This is a genomic window from Bacteroides cutis, from assembly GCF_900241005.1.
GTDB classification, from domain to species: domain Bacteria; phylum Bacteroidota; class Bacteroidia; order Bacteroidales; family Bacteroidaceae; genus Bacteroides; species Bacteroides cutis.
Genome location: NZ_OEST01000003.1, coordinates 470,248 through 487,422, shown reverse-complemented (window position 1 = coordinate 487,422; position 17,175 = coordinate 470,248). Strand labels below are relative to the sequence as shown.

Annotated in this window: 16 protein-coding genes, 1 tRNA gene and 1 pseudogene; 4 read left to right on the top strand and 14 right to left on the bottom strand. The window is 41.2% G+C overall.

Annotation, left to right across the window (positions count from 1 at the left end):
- Window positions 1-10: 10 nt before the first annotated feature.
- On the bottom strand, window positions 11-967 hold the full coding sequence (locus C1A09_RS09350; protein ID WP_101543287.1) for an NAD-dependent epimerase/dehydratase family protein: 957 nt from the start codon (window positions 965-967) through the stop codon (window positions 11-13).
- A 154-nt stretch (window positions 968-1,121) separates the two neighbouring features.
- On the opposite strand from C1A09_RS09350, the gene kbl reads away from it, so the two are divergent.
- The gene (kbl, locus tag C1A09_RS09340; protein ID WP_101543283.1) at window positions 1,122-2,309 is read left to right on the top strand and encodes a glycine C-acetyltransferase; all 1,188 of its coding nucleotides are present in this window, start codon (window positions 1,122-1,124) and stop codon (window positions 2,307-2,309) included.
- A gap of 91 nt (window positions 2,310-2,400) precedes the next feature.
- Here kbl and C1A09_RS09335 read toward each other — a convergent pair whose 3' ends face one another.
- The 9 genes from C1A09_RS09335 to purU form a co-directional block, all read right to left on the bottom strand.
- The gene (locus C1A09_RS09335) at window positions 2,401-2,883 is read right to left on the bottom strand and encodes a ferritin (RefSeq protein WP_101543281.1); all 483 of its coding nucleotides are present in this window, start codon (window positions 2,881-2,883) and stop codon (window positions 2,401-2,403) included.
- A 706-nt stretch (window positions 2,884-3,589) separates the two neighbouring features.
- Window positions 3,590-4,750, bottom strand: a complete 1,161-nt coding sequence (lysA, locus tag C1A09_RS09330; RefSeq protein WP_101543279.1) for a diaminopimelate decarboxylase — start codon at window positions 4,748-4,750, stop codon at window positions 3,590-3,592.
- Between the two features lie 158 nt (window positions 4,751-4,908).
- Window positions 4,909-6,228 carry an aspartate kinase gene (locus C1A09_RS09325; RefSeq protein WP_101543277.1) on the bottom strand — a complete coding sequence of 440 codons (1,320 nt, stop codon included), beginning with the start codon at window positions 6,226-6,228 and terminating at the stop codon, window positions 4,909-4,911.
- Window positions 6,229-6,263: 35 nt separating this feature from the next.
- Entirely contained in the window at window positions 6,264-6,974 is a 711-nt protein-coding gene (locus C1A09_RS09320) for a cell division ATP-binding protein FtsE (protein ID WP_180949202.1), read from the bottom strand.
- A 19-nt stretch (window positions 6,975-6,993) separates the two neighbouring features.
- Window positions 6,994-7,599 carry a bifunctional phosphoribosyl-AMP cyclohydrolase/phosphoribosyl-ATP diphosphatase HisIE gene (gene hisIE / locus C1A09_RS09315; protein WP_101543274.1) on the bottom strand — a complete coding sequence of 202 codons (606 nt, stop codon included), beginning with the start codon at window positions 7,597-7,599 and terminating at the stop codon, window positions 6,994-6,996.
- A 35-nt stretch (window positions 7,600-7,634) separates the two neighbouring features.
- The gene (gene hisF, locus C1A09_RS09310) at window positions 7,635-8,390 is read right to left on the bottom strand and encodes an imidazole glycerol phosphate synthase subunit HisF (RefSeq protein WP_101543272.1); all 756 of its coding nucleotides are present in this window, start codon (window positions 8,388-8,390) and stop codon (window positions 7,635-7,637) included.
- 38 nt (window positions 8,391-8,428) lie between these two features.
- Window positions 8,429-9,148, bottom strand: coding sequence for a 1-(5-phosphoribosyl)-5-[(5-phosphoribosylamino)methylideneamino]imidazole-4-carboxamide isomerase (hisA, locus tag C1A09_RS09305; protein ID WP_101543270.1), 720 nt, complete (start codon window positions 9,146-9,148; stop codon window positions 8,429-8,431).
- Window positions 9,145-9,735: an imidazole glycerol phosphate synthase subunit HisH gene (gene hisH / locus C1A09_RS09300; protein WP_101543268.1), complete on the bottom strand. Its 591-nt coding sequence runs from the start codon at window positions 9,733-9,735 to the stop codon at window positions 9,145-9,147. The genes hisA and hisH overlap by 4 nt, the downstream gene beginning before the upstream one ends.
- Before the next feature lie 71 nt (window positions 9,736-9,806).
- Window positions 9,807-10,664 carry a formyltetrahydrofolate deformylase gene (purU, locus tag C1A09_RS09295; protein ID WP_101543264.1) on the bottom strand — a complete coding sequence of 286 codons (858 nt, stop codon included), beginning with the start codon at window positions 10,662-10,664 and terminating at the stop codon, window positions 9,807-9,809.
- Window positions 10,665-11,022: 358 nt separating this feature from the next.
- Between purU and C1A09_RS09290 the strand changes: the two genes are divergently transcribed.
- Window positions 11,023-11,096: transfer RNA gene (locus tag C1A09_RS09290), tRNA-Asp, on the top strand.
- 42 nt (window positions 11,097-11,138) lie between these two features.
- On the opposite strand, the gene C1A09_RS09285 is transcribed toward C1A09_RS09290, so the two are convergent.
- Window positions 11,139-11,660: a hypothetical protein gene (locus tag C1A09_RS09285; protein ID WP_101543261.1), complete on the bottom strand. Its 522-nt coding sequence runs from the start codon at window positions 11,658-11,660 to the stop codon at window positions 11,139-11,141.
- Between the two features lie 232 nt (window positions 11,661-11,892).
- Between C1A09_RS09285 and C1A09_RS09280 the strand changes: the two genes are divergently transcribed.
- Window positions 11,893-12,468: a DUF4251 domain-containing protein gene (locus tag C1A09_RS09280; RefSeq protein ID WP_101543257.1), complete on the top strand. Its 576-nt coding sequence runs from the start codon at window positions 11,893-11,895 to the stop codon at window positions 12,466-12,468.
- Window positions 12,469-12,656: 188 nt separating this feature from the next.
- Here C1A09_RS09280 and C1A09_RS09275 read toward each other — a convergent pair.
- A pseudogene (locus C1A09_RS09275) lies at window positions 12,657-13,228 on the bottom strand (MBL fold metallo-hydrolase); the annotation flags it as partial.
- Between the two features lie 121 nt (window positions 13,229-13,349).
- Here C1A09_RS09275 and C1A09_RS09270 point away from each other — a divergent pair.
- Window positions 13,350-14,261, top strand: a complete 912-nt coding sequence (locus C1A09_RS09270) for a PfkB family carbohydrate kinase (protein ID WP_245874995.1) — start codon at window positions 13,350-13,352, stop codon at window positions 14,259-14,261.
- A 316-nt stretch (window positions 14,262-14,577) separates the two neighbouring features.
- On the opposite strand, the gene C1A09_RS09265 is transcribed toward C1A09_RS09270, so the two are convergent.
- The gene (locus tag C1A09_RS09265) at window positions 14,578-15,732 is read right to left on the bottom strand and encodes a PepSY-associated TM helix domain-containing protein (RefSeq protein ID WP_101543473.1); all 1,155 of its coding nucleotides are present in this window, start codon (window positions 15,730-15,732) and stop codon (window positions 14,578-14,580) included.
- Window positions 15,732-17,138, bottom strand: a complete 1,407-nt coding sequence (locus C1A09_RS09260) for a DUF4374 domain-containing protein (RefSeq protein WP_101543253.1) — start codon at window positions 17,136-17,138, stop codon at window positions 15,732-15,734. Before C1A09_RS09260 ends, C1A09_RS09265 begins: the two co-directional genes overlap by 1 nt.
- Between the last annotated feature and the right edge of the window lie 37 nt (window positions 17,139-17,175).

Below are 17,175 nucleotides of genomic sequence, written 5' to 3'. Positions count from 1 at the left end.
ACCTCTATGGTCACTTATTTAGTTTAGCTCTTAACTTCTCAAGCATGTCCACCGTCATAGATTCCAAATCAAACTCGGGTTTCCAATCCCACTCCTCGCGAGCGCAAGAGTCATCCAGACTGTCAGGCCAACTATCAGCAATCGATTGCTTCAGGGGATCGATGTTATATTCCATTTCAAAGCCGGGCACATGCTTCTTGATAGCTTGGTAAATTTCTTCCGGGTCAAAACTCATGGAAGCGATGTTGAATGCATTCCGGTGTTTCAAACGTGCCGGAGCAGCCTCCATCAGCGTAATAGCCGCATTCAGGGCATCAGGCATATACATCATATCCATATAGGTACCTGCCTTCACAGGACACACAAACTTCTCGCCTTTCACAGCCGAATAGAAAATATCCACTGCATAGTCGGTAGTACCGCCACCCGGAGGAGTTACATTGGAAATAATTCCCGGAAAACGCACCGCACGGGTATCCACGCCATATTTCGTATGGTAATAATCGCTCAACAATTCAGTAGTCACTTTTGTTACACCGTACATGGTACGTGGACGTTGAATAGTGTCTTGAGGTGTCTTCACATGTGGCGTAGACTCTCCAAACGAACCGATAGAACTCGGAGTGAACACAGCGCAACCATATTCGCGTGCCACTTCCAGCACATTCCATAGGCCATCTATACCGATTTTCCAAGCCATGGCGGGACGGCTTTCGGCTACAACCGAAAGCAATGCTGCCAGATTGTAAATTGTATCAATCTTGAATTGTCTTGCTACCACTTCAATAGACTGGCGATCCGTCACGTCGGCAATGGCCGAAGGTCCTGATGCTTTTAACTCCCCCTGAGGCATAGCACTCGGAATATATCCGGCTATAACATGATCATTACCATAACGTTTACGCAGTTCCAACGTGAGTTCCGAACCGATCTGTCCGGTGGCTCCAATTACCAAAATATTTTTCATTCGACTTATAAATAAGGTGTTTATAATTACTAAGGCGCAAATATACACACTTTTTTTTCATTTTTCTATCAAAAAGATATTGTTTATTCCAATAAAAATAGTGTCCTTTGCAGAGCATGTTATAAACATGTATCACCATTAAATATTAAATCCTATGTACGGTAAAATGAAAGACTACCTCAGCAACACACTTGCTGAAATTAAAGAGGCCGGACTCTACAAAGAAGAGCGCCTTATCGAGAGTGCACAACAAGCTGCTATCACAGTGAAAGGCAAAGAAGTTCTGAACTTCTGCGCAAACAATTATCTGGGTTTATCCAATCACCCCAACCTGATTGCCGCCGCTCAAAAGATGATGGATCGCCGCGGATACGGAATGTCCTCCGTACGCTTTATCTGCGGAACACAAGATATCCACAAGGAACTGGAAGCTGCCATTTCCGATTACTTCAAAACTGAAGACACTATTCTCTACGCCGCCTGTTTCGATGCCAACGGAGGCGTATTCGAACCGTTGTTCACCGACGAGGATGCCATCATTTCCGATTCATTGAACCACGCTTCCATCATCGACGGTGTACGTCTTTGCAAAGCAAAACGCTACCGTTATGCCAATGCCAACATGGAAGAACTGGAAAAATGCCTGCAAGAGGCCCAGGCACAGCGTTTCCGTATTATCGTAACGGACGGTGTATTCTCTATGGACGGTAATGTTGCCCCAATGGATAAGATATGCGATCTTGCCGAGAAATATGATGCATTGGTTATGGTGGACGAGTCTCACTCTGCCGGTGTGGTAGGTCCTACCGGACACGGCGTAAGCGAGCTGTATAAGACATACGGCCGTGTAGATATCTACACCGGAACTTTAGGAAAAGCCTTTGGCGGCGCCTTGGGTGGATTTACCACCGGTCGTAAGGAAATCATAGACCTTCTGCGTCAACGTAGCCGTCCATACCTGTTCTCCAATTCATTAGCTCCGGGCATCATCGGCGCCAGCCTTGAAGTATTCAGAATGCTGAAGGAGAGCAATGCATTGCACGACAAATTGATGGAGAACGTCAACTATTTCCGTGATAAGATGACTGCTGCCGGCTTCGACATCAAACCTACCCAAAGCGCCATCTGCGCCGTTATGCTATATGATGCCAAACTGTCTCAGATCTATGCCGCCCGCATGCAAGAAGAAGGTATCTACGTTACCGGCTTCTACTACCCCGTGGTTCCCAAAGATCAGGCACGCATCCGTGTACAGATTTCTGCCGGACACGAAAAAGAACATTTGGATAAGTGTATAGCGGCGTTTATCAAGGTAGGAAAAGAATTGGGAGTGCTGAAATAAACAAGAGTAATATAGATACACAAAGTGATAGGGTGATAAAACGATATTACTCTATCACTTTATCACCCTATCATTGTATCACTTTTTATTCTTATTTACGTTCGCCCAGTTTTGCGTCTATAAAGAAAATTCCGGCAGCACCGGCTTTTTTAATCATATCTACGATGCCGGCGGCAGTAGCTTCTTCTTCTACCTGTTCACGAACAAAACCCCACAAGAAATCTTGAGTGGCCTTATCTTTTTCAGCAGCGGCAATATCAACAAGATTATCAATCATTTTTGATACGCGGCATTCGTGCTCGTACACCTGTTCAAATACTTCCAACGGAGTACCGAAGTCGTTAGGAACAACATCAATCTTATCCAATTTGGCCTTGCCGCAACGCTTAATGATGTAAGATGCCATTTCGCAAGCGTGGTCTTTCTCCTCGGATGACTGCTTTCTCAACCAGGAAGCCATACCGCAATAACCTTCTTTCTCCATATAGAAAGACATTGCCAAATAAAGGTTAGATGACCACATCTCAGCCGTAATCTGCTCATTAATTGCATTCTGTAATTTTTCTGTTATCATAATTGTATTTATTAAGTAAATTGAAATGATTACAAATGTAACAAAGATGTCTTTAAATTGTTCGTTCTATAACATTTTTTACAGAAATAAATCTCTTCAATAATTAAGTAAGCACATCTTGTTCAAAACATAAAAAATGCAGTAAATGCAGAAAATGCAGTGTACTCCTTTCCTCACACACACGCGCACGCGTATATATATAATAGCTGCTATTCAACAGGAGTATCTCGGCAGGAGTATTTCATCAACTTTTACAGTAATGGTCTTCGCTTGCCGTTTCATATGTTTCCTCGTGTCCTGACAGGCGGCACAGCCGATCGTTCCCGACCATTTGTCTTCATCCGCATTAATAATGTACGCGCGTGTGTGTGAGGAAAGGAGTACACTGCATTTTCTGCATTTACTGCATTTTTTCGGAAAATAGAGTACTACTTCACGGTTCTAATGTAGAACATTAGAACTGCCAAGTAGAACATTAGAACCGTAGTGCTTAACCATCGTACCCTCTATACTTTCAGTCTTCTTCAGTCATTTATCCAACTATAACGAACCCTAACGAACAAAAACAGACAAAAACAGACAATCTTGCGTTTACCGTGCCGTATCTTCGCAACATGATTACAAAACAGTTGAGAATTCAAGAATTAAAATCCGAATGTACGATTATTCATCACAAATAGCAAGTATAGGGATAATCATTATCCTATTACACCAGTTCTTCCGAAGTATAGCCTTGCGGCAACTGGCGGCAATTATAACCCGAAGCCATAATCTCACCATATGCGCCGGCGGAACGGAGGGCGATAAGATCGCCACGCTGTGCGGCATTCAAGTCGACGGCTTTACCAAAAACGTCGGAGGACTCGCAAATAGGACCTACCACATCATAAGTCTGCACCGGAGCATCGGAGGTGATATTCTCTATCTTATGGAATGCCTGATAAAGAGCAGGACGGATCAGGTCTGTCATGCCGGCATCGAGAATAGCGAATTGCTTATTGGTACCCTGCTTCACATAGAGCACACGCGAAATGAGAGAACCGCATTGCCCCACTACCGCACGCCCCAATTCAAAATGAAGCGTCTGATAAGAGCGGAGTCTCAGATGCTCGGCATAGGTAGAGAAGTATTTTTTGAAATCGGGAACAGGCTGACGGTTGGGATGAGCATAATCTATACCGAGACCACCGCCTACATTGATGTGCCCGATACGGATGCGGCGCGCTTCAAATTTATCCTGCAACTCGTTGACACGATTACACAGGGCTACAAAATCGCCCATATCAAGAATTTGCGAACCGATGTGAAAGTGCAAACCGATGAACTTGATATTTCCCATTTCCTGAGCTACATCGATGACATGATCCATATCTTCCATACTGATACCGAACTTATTCTCCGCCAATCCGGTAGTGATGTTGGCATGGGTATGGGCACCGACATTGGGATTGATACGGAAAGCCACATTGGCAACTTTACCTTTGGCTGCCGCCAGTTCGTTAATGACTTCAAGTTCAGGAATGGACTCTACATTGAAACAAAAGATATCATAATCCAAACCCAAATTAATTTCCCAATCAGCTTTACCTACTCCGGCAAACACTATTTTTCCGGCAGGAAAACCAGCTTTAATAGCAGCACGGATTTCTCCACCACTCACACAATCGGCCCCCAAACCATTTTCGCGAATGATGGTGAGCACTTTAGGATTGGCATTGGCTTTCACCGCATAATGCACCGAATAATTTTCATACTTCGCAACCTCGGTACGAATACAAGAAAGGGTATCACGCAATACCTTTGTATCGTAATAATAGAAAGGGGTACTCAGTTCACGGAATTTATCAATAGGGAATGTTCCTTTCATATAACAGGATGTAATCTTTGTTTAGTAAAAAAGGGTGTGAAAGAAGTTATTTATAATTTCTTTCAGACACGGATTACACGGATTTCACAGTTTCTTTTCATTCTTTATCCATGTGAAATCTGCATACATAATCCGTGCCCGAAAGATCAAAAGATATTTTATTTTCCGTTGAACAACGCATCGCTCAACGACTGCAACGCTATTTTCTTATCACATTCGCGAATTAGGAAAGAAATATTGTAGTTACTACCGCCAAAGGAAATCATACGTACAGGTATGTTACGCATCGCATCGAGTGCTTTAGCCTCAAAACCTACATTTTCCCATTCAAGGTCACCTACCACACAAATGATGCACATATCCTTATCTACTGTCACAGTGCCATATTTCTTCAGATCATCCAAGATTTCATTCAGATGTTTGGTGTTATCGATAGATACGGATACTCCTACCTCGGAAGTACAAATCATGTCGATAGAGGTCTGGTAACTTTCAAAAATCTCGAACACCTTACGCAAAAATCCATGTGCCAGCAACATCCGGCTGGATTTAATTTTGATGGCAGTGATATTATCTTTAGCAGCTACCGCCTTGATTTTGCCCTTCTCCGTATCGTTCGAGATCAGTGTACCCGGAGCTTTAGGATCCATGGTGTTGAGCAAACGTACAGGGATATTGGCGTACTTGGCAGGCTGAATACAAGTGGGATGCAGGATTTTTGCGCCGAAGTATGCCAACTCCGCCGCTTCCTCAAAATGAAGATGACGTACGGGAGCCGTCTTGTCTACAATACGCGGATCATTGTTGTGCATACCATCAATGTCAGTCCAAATCTGAATTTCGGAAGCATTGATAGCCGCACCGATCAGAGAAGCGGTATAGTCGCTGCCACCACGTTGCAGATTATCTATCTCACCGTATGCATTACGGCAGATGTAACCTTGCGTGATGTAGATATCGGCATCGGGATGCAACTCAAGCTGAACCTGAAGTTTCTCCTTGATATATACAGGATCGGGTTCGGCATTCTTATCAGTACGCATGTACTCCAAAGCCGGAAGCAAGATTGACTTCACACCACATTCCTGTAAATAGTAGTTCATCATAGCGGTAGATATCAACTCACCCTGTGCCAATACTACTTTCTCCTCGAACAGTGTGAAGAGGTCTTTGGTATAAGAACGGATATAATCAAAATGAGATTTGATAAGTTCCAGACCTTTCTGTTTATACTCCGGTGTAGCATAGAGTTCGTCAACGTGCTGGCGGTATTTAGTCTCCAGCTTATTGATAATCTCGTTGGCACCCTCCGGATTTTTCTTGTACAGATAGTCCGAAATCTCAACCAATGTGTTTGTGGTACCCGACATGGCAGAGAGAACCACAATCTTACGTTCACCATCGGTAATCAATTTGGCCACTTCCTTCATTCGTTGAGCCGAACCTACTGAAGTACCTCCAAACTTTAAAACTTTCATTTTCGTTCCTGTATTAAAATGTTATATAAATTTATTTATTTTTCTTCTGCTGTTCCCGGTGTGGTATACATATCCGTTACATCCGTTATCTGATGGTCGGCACAACGGTATACCCGACCCGGATATTCCCAAAGCAACTGCATGTTATGGGTAGTCATGATCACCAACGAACCGGCAGCGCTCAAATAGTGCAATAGTTGGGTGATGGCAAATCCGGTTTCCACATCCAGATTTCCCGTAGGCTCATCGGCAAGAATAATCTCCGGAGAGTTGAGCACGGCACGGGCAATCACAATACGTTGCTGTTCTCCACCCGAAAGTTCGTTGGGATACTTATATCCCTTATTACCCATTCCCACCAACTGTAGCACTTCGTCAATACGATCTTTGACTTCCCCTTTGTTCTTCCAACCTGTAGCACGAAGTACAAATTCAAGATTATCGTACACCGTGCGATCGGTAAGCAACTGGAAGTCCTGAAATACGATGCCTAACTTGCGTCGCAACTCGGGAATATGCTTACGCTTGATGTGCAACATATCATAGTGCAACACACAGGCTTCGCCCGAAGCTATATCAAGTTCTCCATAAAAAGTTTTAAGCAAGCTCGTCTTGCCGGAACCAACCTTACCAATGAGATATACGAACTCTCCCTTGTGCAGTTCGAGATTCACACCGTTTAGTACACACAACTCCTGCTGGTGTATATCTACGTCTTTATATCTTATCAGCGTATCGTCCATCATGATAGATCTATACCTTAATTTAGTGTTTCTTCCAGTTTACGCTATGGCGTTCTTCCAACTCACGTGCCAGGTCTTCAATGCGATAACCTTTGGAAGTAAGCAACACAATAAGGTGGTAAAGCAAATCGGCACCTTCGTAAATCAAACGCTCGTCTGTACCATTGCAGGCCTCGATAACAGTCTCAACAGCCTCCTCGCCTACTTTCTGGGCCATCTTGTTGACACCCGACTGAAACAAACTGGTGGTATAAGACCCTTCGGGCATTTCACGGTGACGTTTTTCAATGAAATCCTGAAGAGTTTTCAGGAACATGACGGGTTGCTCGTTCTTCTCACCCCAACAAGTATCTGTACCGGTATGACAGACAGGTCCCACAGGATGTACCTGAATAAGTAATGTATCCTGGTCGCAATCCTCTTTCATGGAAACCACATTCAGAAAGTTGCCACTCTCCTCACCTTTCGTCCAAAGACGGTTTTTCGTACGGCTAAAGAAAGTCACTTTTCCGGTTTCTACCGTCTTATCGTATGCTTCCTGATTCATAAAACCCAACATCAGCACCTTAGCGGTGTCTGCATCTTGTATAATAGCCGGAATGAGTCCGTTCATTTTGTCAAAATCCATTTTATTTACGATTTAACTATTTACGATTTACTCTATTATTTTCTCATCGCAATTCCTTGGGCACAAAGATACGATTTTAAATCGGGAATTTTAATTTCTCCGAAGTGAAAAACACTGGCTGCCAAGGCAGCATCTGCTTTTCCTTGCAGAAAGACATCACGAAAGTGCTCTTTAGTACCTGCTCCACCTGACGCAATGACAGGGATGGAAAGTCTGTCGGCAAGGTTTGCCAGAGCTTCATTGGCATATCCTGTTTTTACACCGTCGTGGTTCATACTGGTAAAAAGAATTTCTCCTGCACCACGTTCCTGGGCTTCTTTTGTCCACGAAAAGAGTTCCTTATCCGTTTCCACACGACCGCCGTTCAGATAACACCACCACCCCTTTTCAGTCTGCATGGCATCTACCGCCAGCACGCAAACCTGAGAGCCGAAGTTCTTGGCTATCTCGTCTATCAACTCCGGACGACGAATAGCGGAAGAATTGACAGAGATTTTATCGGCACCGGCATTTAAAAGACGGTCTACATCGCCCAGTTCATGGATACCGCCCCCTACAGTAAAAGGAATACTTATATTGGCGGCAATACGCTTTACCAGTTCAGCAAAAGTTTTACGGCCTTCAAAACTGGCAGTGATATCCAAAAACACCAACTCATCGGCCCCTTGCTCGCTGTAGGCACGCGCCAATTCCACAGGATCACCTGCCTGACGCAGGTTCACGAAGTTGGTTCCTTTTACGGTCTGCCCATCTTTGATGTCAAGGCAGGGAATAATTCTCTTTGCTAACACTCTTAATTTATTTATCGTTTAAGATTATGATTTGTACATCATAAAAAGTCCTCTAAATCTTTAAAGGTGATACGTCCCTCGTACAAAGCCTTACCGAAGATCACGGCAGGCACTCCTGTATCCTGAAGTTTACGGATATCATCGGCACAACTCACTCCTCCACTGGCAATCAGGTAAAGGTCCGGATGTTTTTCCAATATCTCCTTATACAATGTAAGCGAAGGACCTTGAAGCATACCATCGCAACTGATATCAGTACAGATAACTTTGCGGATACCCTTGTTTACATAGTCTTTCAAAAAAGGGAACAACTCGCAGGGGCTTTCATCTTTCCAGCCATTAACGGCAATCTTATACTCTTTTACATCGGCACCAAGAATGATTTTTCCCGCACCAAAGCAATCGAGCCAATGGCAGAAGAGTCCGGGGTTCTTAACGGCTACACTGCCGCCCGTCACCATCTGCGCTCCGCTCTCAAAAGCTATTACCAAATCCTCATCGCTCTTTACCCCACCACCAAAATCTACTATCAAGGAAGTGCGGGAAGTAATCTGTTCCAACGTACGGTAGTTTACCACATGATGGGAGGCAGCGCCATCAAGATCAACCACATGAAGACGACGGATACCATGGTCTTCAAATTTCTTGGCCACTTCGACAGGGTTTTCATTATACACCTTCTTACTGTCATAATCACCTTGGGAAAGGCGTACACATTTTCCGTCGATGATGTCAATAGCGGGAATAAGTTCTATCATAGGTCCAGAAAGTTTTGTAATATATGTTCGCCTACACTCCCGCTTTTTTCGGGATGGAATTGCGTGGCATAATAATTATCCTTGTGCAAGGCAGCGCTGAACGGTAATATATAATCTGTGACGGCAGCCGTACAGTCATTGACAGGAACATAAAAACTATGGACAAAATAAACAAACTCTTCCTTTGTGAAACCTTCGAACAGTTCACTATTGGTCTTTTTCAATGTATTCCAACCCATATGAGGCACTTTGTCTTCATGCCGTCGGGAAACAAATCGCTTGACATCAACATCAAAAATACCAAGACAATCCACATCCCCTTCTTCTGAATGCCTGCACATCAACTGCATGCCCAAACAAATGCCCAAAACCGGTTGGCGCAATGTCTTTATCAGCACGTCCATACCACTGGAACGAAGAAAATTCATAGTTGTTTCCGCTTCACCCACACCTGGAAAGATTACCTTATCAGCGGCGCACAACACTGCCTCATCCGATGTAATCACAGCTTCTACCCCCAAACGTTTCAAAGCGTAATCGACCGAACGTATATTACCTGCATTATATTTAACGATTGCAACCCTCATTTTAACAATTAATCATCGATAATCAACAACTGATAATAAACAACAATGAATTATCCATTATCAGTTATCCATTAATTAAATATTACGGTTTTGTTCTTATAGGCTAAAACTTTACGTTCAATATGTTTCTGAACGGCACGCGAAAGCACTATTTTCTCCAGATCTTTGCCTTTATTCACCAAATCCTGTACCGTATCCTTATGAGTAATCCGAACTACATCTTGCTCAATGATAGGCCCGGCATCCAGTTCGGTAGTTACATAGTGACTGGTGGCACCGATAATCTTCACACCACGCTCAAAAGCTGCATGATAGGGTTTCGCTCCCACAAATGCAGGAAGGAAAGAGTGATGAATATTGATGATACGGTTGGGATAGGCATTAATCATCTGCCCCGAAATGACTTGCATATATCGCGCCAGCACAATGAAGTTTACTTTGTACTTAGCCAGAAGTTCCATTTCTTTCTGTTCTTGTTCCTCCTTGGTTTCTTTTGTTATCGGGAAAAGATAGAAAGGAATACCAAAACGCTCTGCCACATGTTGCAAATCGGGATGATTACTGATTATAAGAGGAATTTCCACATTCCATTCACCTGCAGTGTAACGCGCCAAAAGGTCGAACAGACAGTGGGACATCTTTGATACAAAGATAGCCATACGTGGTTTTACATCTGAGAAGTAAAGGCGGAAACTCATTCCGTATTTCTGAGCATACAATGTCGCAAAATAATCTTCTATTTTTTCCTGCGGCACCAGAAATTTCTCCAATTCCCACTCAATACGCATGAAAAAGATATTCTCCACATGGTCTACATATTGATCCAGATAGATAATATTACCCTTATTCACCGTTATAAAGTCTGTCACTTCTGCCAATATACCCGGCTTGTCGGGACAGTGAAGCAACAGTTTGGCTGTTTTCATCATCCTAAAATCTCTTTTTATCGTTATCTAATTACAACATTCTCGTTTTGAGTTCGCAAAAATAACGATTTATTGCAAAAGAACGAAGTTTTCGAGCAAGAAGTTTAAAAGAAGGCTTAAAAAGTTTCGTTTTCTTCAAAAAGTATCTTTCAGTTTCTATCGTGGTACACTTACATGCAATAGAAAAGGCAGTTTGCAATCACAAACTTTTTTTATTTTACAATATTCTCAGAATGAGACTATAAAACAAATACAGCTATTTTTCTTGAAAAAAAGTTCATCACAACTATTGCAGATTTCAAAGAAATACCTACCTTTGCAACCGCAATCGAGAGAGATGGCAATGATAAAATGAAATTATGGTGCGTTAGTTCAGTTGGTTAGAATACATGCCTGTCACGCATGGGGTCACGGGTTCGAGTCCCGTACGCACCGCTTAAAGCTCTGAAATTCAAAACAATTTCAGAGCTTTTTGGTTTATTCTTTATCTTTCAACGGAGAAATATAATCTTCCTTAATAAATTCATCATACACTTTTTTAGGATGATCGAACGGAGCAACGCCTATCCTATCCTCGTTAAAGTTCTGACGACGAAACTGTTTTAACTTTACATTATCTTCGGCATATTCCCTTAATTTCTTTTTCTCGCGCCCATACAGAGAACTATCCAATACTTCAGAATCCAACAGGCTTTCTTTAGGGGTAATTGAAGGTAACAGTTTCTGTTCCAACAACCCGCGATAAGCACCATTATACTCACACCAAACACAATCTCCAATCGTAAACAAACGGTACGTATAACTGGACCATGCTGTTTTAATATTAATCTCACGGGCATAAATCTCGACGGATGCTTCCGAGTCGTAATCCCTATCACGGATAACAACCACTTTCCTACCCGAGAGTTCTTCCTTTATAACAGTCGTCCATCTGTCACACTGCAGAATTTCATCAACAATGTCTGACAGCTTTTCTTTGATCTCAAATTGTATTCTCATAATCGTTGCCTGTGGGGCAGGACTTATTTAGTACCCCAATATTATAATTACGTTTCTAAGATAAGAAAAACAATAATAGAAAACAAGTTAAAACTTTTTTTTCCAAAACATTTTGATAGAATTTGATATAGAAGCGTAAACTCTTACATTTATTTAAGAATACTATTGCATACTTTTTACTTCCAGATTGTTAACTATCCAAAGAGTTTGAACCAATAAAAAAAGAACAATTATGAAACAAATTATTACATTATTAACATTTATATTAGTAAGTTTATCGACCGTGAGCTATGCACAAAGCAGTAGTGAAGTAAAACGTATAGAACGTAAAACACAGCGTGATGCTGAGAAGGCGCGTATCCAAGCCCAGGAAGAGCGTGCATATGCAATGGCTTCACAAGCATTGCACGATGGAAAGTTTGTGTTGGAGGCAGACCAGCTGGTTTTCAAAAGAGGACGAAGTGCATTTGTTTCATCAATCACAAATTTCGTAATGATGGATGATAATCACGCATCAATCCAAGTAGCTTCCAATAGTGCTATTGCCGGGCCTAACGGAATAGGTGGAATTACTGTAGACGGTAATGTAAGAGGATTAAAAATATCTACTGACAAAAAAGGAAATATGAACTGTAGTTTTAATGTACAAGGTGTTGGAATATCAGCGCAAGTCCATATTACATTGACTCGTGGCAGTAATAGCGCGTCAGCAAGAATTAGTCCGAACTTTCATTCCAATAATTTAACATTGAACGGTAATTTGGTACCATTATCTCAATCCAGTGTTTTCAAAGGACGTTCGTTTTAAAGGATTTATGTAGACAGAGATACTATAGTAGGCTCGGTGATATAGATAAGAGTATACACCTGAGAATGCTTATACAGCAGCCGAAGAAAAAAGTAAGCGATGAAAAAAAATATAATGAAACAATGAAAAAAAATAGTAGAAAATAATAAATGATAAATTAGCGGGGTAATCCCGCTAATTTTCTAAAATCAATTCCATCGGACCACCTCACCTATCATCGGCATCAGAACATCCAATAAACCTTTCTTTGCCAAGTCTATTACATTTTTTAGTGGTTCATTCCAAGGATGTCTCGCCAATGCATATTTAGAGTGATGAACAGTCAGTACTTTTTCAACATTCAAATCACGGGCAATTTGTCCCAAGTACTTTGGTAATGTATGGATATACTTCCAATCTTCATTATACTGTCCATTCTCCAGAATGGCTAAATTGATACCTGGAAACCTCTCATTCAAGACAGCATAATAATCAAGGTGATCCCAATGATCGTGTGTGATTAACAGATAATCAATGAAACAGGAACAGCTGTACAAAATACAGGATCTACAAGAATTCGCCTACCATCAATCTGAATAAAACAAGAAGAATGCCCAAACCATACGAGAACATTTTCATCCTCAGCAATCTTCTTAAGATCAGTTTTGATAACAGAAATCTCTTTATCAGGACGTATACTTTCCTCCTTCTTGAATAAGAAATCCCACATAGTACCCAAACGTCCTTTTCTCGAAGTCATCATCAAAGTAGGATGCAAATTATGGAGAATTTCATATTTCCAACCACTTTAATTCTGCACAAATGTAGCCTAACTTTTTTAGTTCACAAGTATACAAGATACAGATATTATTACAATAAATCATTATCTTCGCAGCCTAATTATGAGAAAAACAATTATGACAGAAGAAAAAGCAACAAAAGATATACATAGTTTATGTTGTATAGGGTATATCACTAAAGATAAGATTATTACCCCCCATAGTACAGTAGATATGCCAGGCGGTACTTCTTTCTATTTCGCCCATGCCATCAAACATCTAAATGCAGATGATTTTTTATTAGTAACCGCTTTGGCTGATGCTGATATGAATGTCATAGAGGAGATTAAAAAAGAAGGAATTGAAGTAAAAATCTTACCTAGCACTCATTCTGTATGCTTCGAAAATATATATGGAGAAAATCAGAATGAACGTACCCAACGCGTAACGGCCAAAGCCGACCCGTTTACAGTAGAGGGATTACAGAATATTAATGCAAAAATCATTCATTTAGGTAGCTTGTTAGCCGATGACTTTTCATTAGAGCTCATCAAGTTTTTATCAAAGAAAGGACTACTTTCTGTTGATGTACAAGGCTTTCTGCGAAAAGTAGACAATGAAAAAGTATTACCGGTAGACTGGTCTGAAAAAAGAGAAGCCCTTAAATATATTCATATATTGAAAGCCAACGAGTCCGAAATGGAAGTTCTCACGCATTGTTCCGATCCTAGGGAAGCTGCATTATTAATTGCGGATTGGGGAGTGAAAGAAGTATTGATCACATTGGGAGATAAAGGATCACTGATATACACTAAAGGGCAATTCTATGAAATACCTGCCTACCCTGCCATGCAAATAGTAGATGCAACGGGATGTGGTGACACTTATATGGTGGGATATCTATATATGCGTAATAGAGGTACCTCTTGTGAAGAAGCAGGATGTTTTGCAGCTGCCATGTGTACAATCAAACTTCAGTCACACGGACCATTCTGTGGTACAGAAGAAGAGATAAAGAGGATAATCGATAGATAATGGCAATGTACGTTGCATAAAAATATGAATATTTTTCATCATTAAACCCCAACCGCATAGTATGTTCCAAATAGGCAGCCTGTTCCTTTAACCGTTTCTTGACATTGATAGCAAAACATATTCATTTCCATAATCTCTATACATTTTAAAGTTTATACTTGCTTTTTCTTAGATGAAAGTTTTATCTTGCGCAAACGGTAACCTATGTTACATCGAATCACAAAAAAGTAAAAAGAAAATGGAAATTAACCAATAAACCTTGCTTATCTATTCATTTATTGCCATCATTCGGAAGATATCGTTATCATCATTTATTTTATTGTTCTGTTCCTGTCCTTTTATACAACATTTTACCGCGTCTCTGTCTCAACCGACGTAACCATAAATAATATCCGGTCAACGGAAGTGTACAACCTATTAAGGCTGCTATAAATGTTAGTATACGAGTAAACAGGCCTCCCCAATTTCCTACATGAACCGAATATATCCAACCACGAATTTTACTAACTTTATCCGTATCTTCATAGAATGTTGTTCCGATTATTTCTCCGTTATGCGGATTGAAAGTATAACGATCAGCAGCACGTTGATTTCCCAACCGATTGAAAGATACAGTCGCAGTACCTTTAGAGAAGGTGATTTGTTTATAATCTGGATTATGTGTTTTCAATTTGTCATACACTTTTTCCCAATTTGCATACAGTGTCAAACGCTGCCCTTCAGTATGCCCATATACACTGTTTGCCCGACTGTTTTCTTTATTCTTACTGTGGGGTTGCTTGGACAGCTCTACCCCCAATACTTTGTAAAAGCCCGTGCGATACCAAGAAAAAGACCATGTCAATCCTGTAATTGCCATTGCTAAAAGTAGAACAAGAGTATACATTCCCCCTACTACATGTAAGTCATACCAAAAACGTCGCCACCCCTTTCCTACTGTAATCTTTAGACTGTTTTTCAGTACCCTCTTTGTACGAGGCCACCAAATAACAATACCTGATATCAGAACAAACACAAACATCAATGTAGATGTGCCCACAACTACTTTCCCCACAAATATTCCACCATCCGGTTTCATACTATCCAGTAACCAACGATGCAATTTAAACATGGCAAGAAAAAACGGAGTACGTCCAGAACGACCTTTGACCTCACCCGTATATTGATCTACAGATAGGGAAGCTCGGTGTGGCTTCGACAGACTGACTTGATAAGTACGTTCCGGATCGGATGAAATACTAATGCCCGTTATAGAAACACTGTCCGGCAATATACCGGAAACTTTTGCCATCAGTTCATCCATCGGAATAGTCCGGGCTTTTACTTTCCGTACATAGTAAAGGTCACGATGACATAACTCCATTACTTCATTCTCGAATACCAACATGGCACCCGAAAAACATATTAAAGTTATTATCAATCCGAAGGGAACCGATAGCCACAAGTGTATGTTACGAAAAACTTTCTTCATCATTTACCGACCTGTACCAACTTACCTACTCCACTTACTTGAGTCGCCTCTACGCTAAGCCCCTTTGTCGCAGTAGCATTTACCGGATCAATTTTATAAATGGCGGGATTAGCATCTGTAGTAGTCACTGCTATATAAGCACTGCCATTTTCAGCATATAGTGTATTACCAAAAGAAGAAATCCGGTCAGCAGAAGGTAATCCATCCACATAAGTCAGTTTTTTAGAACCGGCTTTAAATATGGCAAGCTGATTGGCTGTAAACCCTGTCTGACTGAATGGACGATCATACATCAGCAACAAGAAATAATCTCCTGTTATATGCCAGCAACGCAAGAAAGATTTTCCATTTGTCTGTTCTTCGAGATTACAATAGTAATCATCAAAATTCTCACTCCCTGCGGGAATACGTACCACACCGGCAGGTAAAGTAGTTTGTTGACGAGGATCACCCATTGTCTTGGCATAGCTTGGAGAGAATACATATATATCTCCATTATCTGCAGCCCAGATAGTTTGATAATACTGAGACTTATAACGTCCGCAGGCATAACTGATTTTATTAGTCCTAATGAGTGATTTCTCTTTTAAAGTTTCATCTTTAAAGATAACCACCCAGCATTCGTCCGGATATTGTGTCCACTGTAGTTCATCCTTATTATAAGCACTGCTACCACTACCTCCAGATTCTGTTTTAACCAAATCTTCATTTCCCTTTTTCACCCATTTACCGTCTTCATACTTCACTCCATACTGGCTCAGCCCCATTGGTACAGCTACACTGAAAATCTTGTTATCGTGTTCCAGCAGACCAGCCAATGTCACATATTCACCATTGCCTAGAAAGTTTTCAGACAAATAAGATTTGTCTTGTGTATCATTCGTCGTAAATGTTTCAGCCATCACGTCCAAATAAGAGAGCAGAAAAACTTTCGGTACATATCCATTATTATCAGCCCATGCAGTAGGTCCGTCTCCTGAAGAAGAAGTCATGATATATTTACTATAAGTACCATAAGTAGTGAATCGTTTCACCGCAAACTCCTTAGAACGGGCCTGTAACTCATTCCGCACATTCATTATATAGGAGCGAGTTGTTCCTGCATTACCCTGATTATACGTTAAAGCATACAGATATTGTTTTTTATAAAACACCCATTGAGTAGCACCATCATTCACCAAACCATTGTTTACAGTAGTAATTGTTCCACCATCCAGTGTCTCGGAAGTCAACAGTACATTGGTACTATTACCTCCCGACGCTTCTACCGAAGATGCTATCACGTATTCTCCTTTACCTTCATTAGCACTACCATTACTTGGGTCATCAACATCTGTACAAGCTGTCAATACTACTCCGGCCATCGCAGTAGCGAAAAGTCCGGTCAATAAGAAATTTTTCTTCATTTGTTTTTACCTTTAAAATTAAACTAATATCACATCT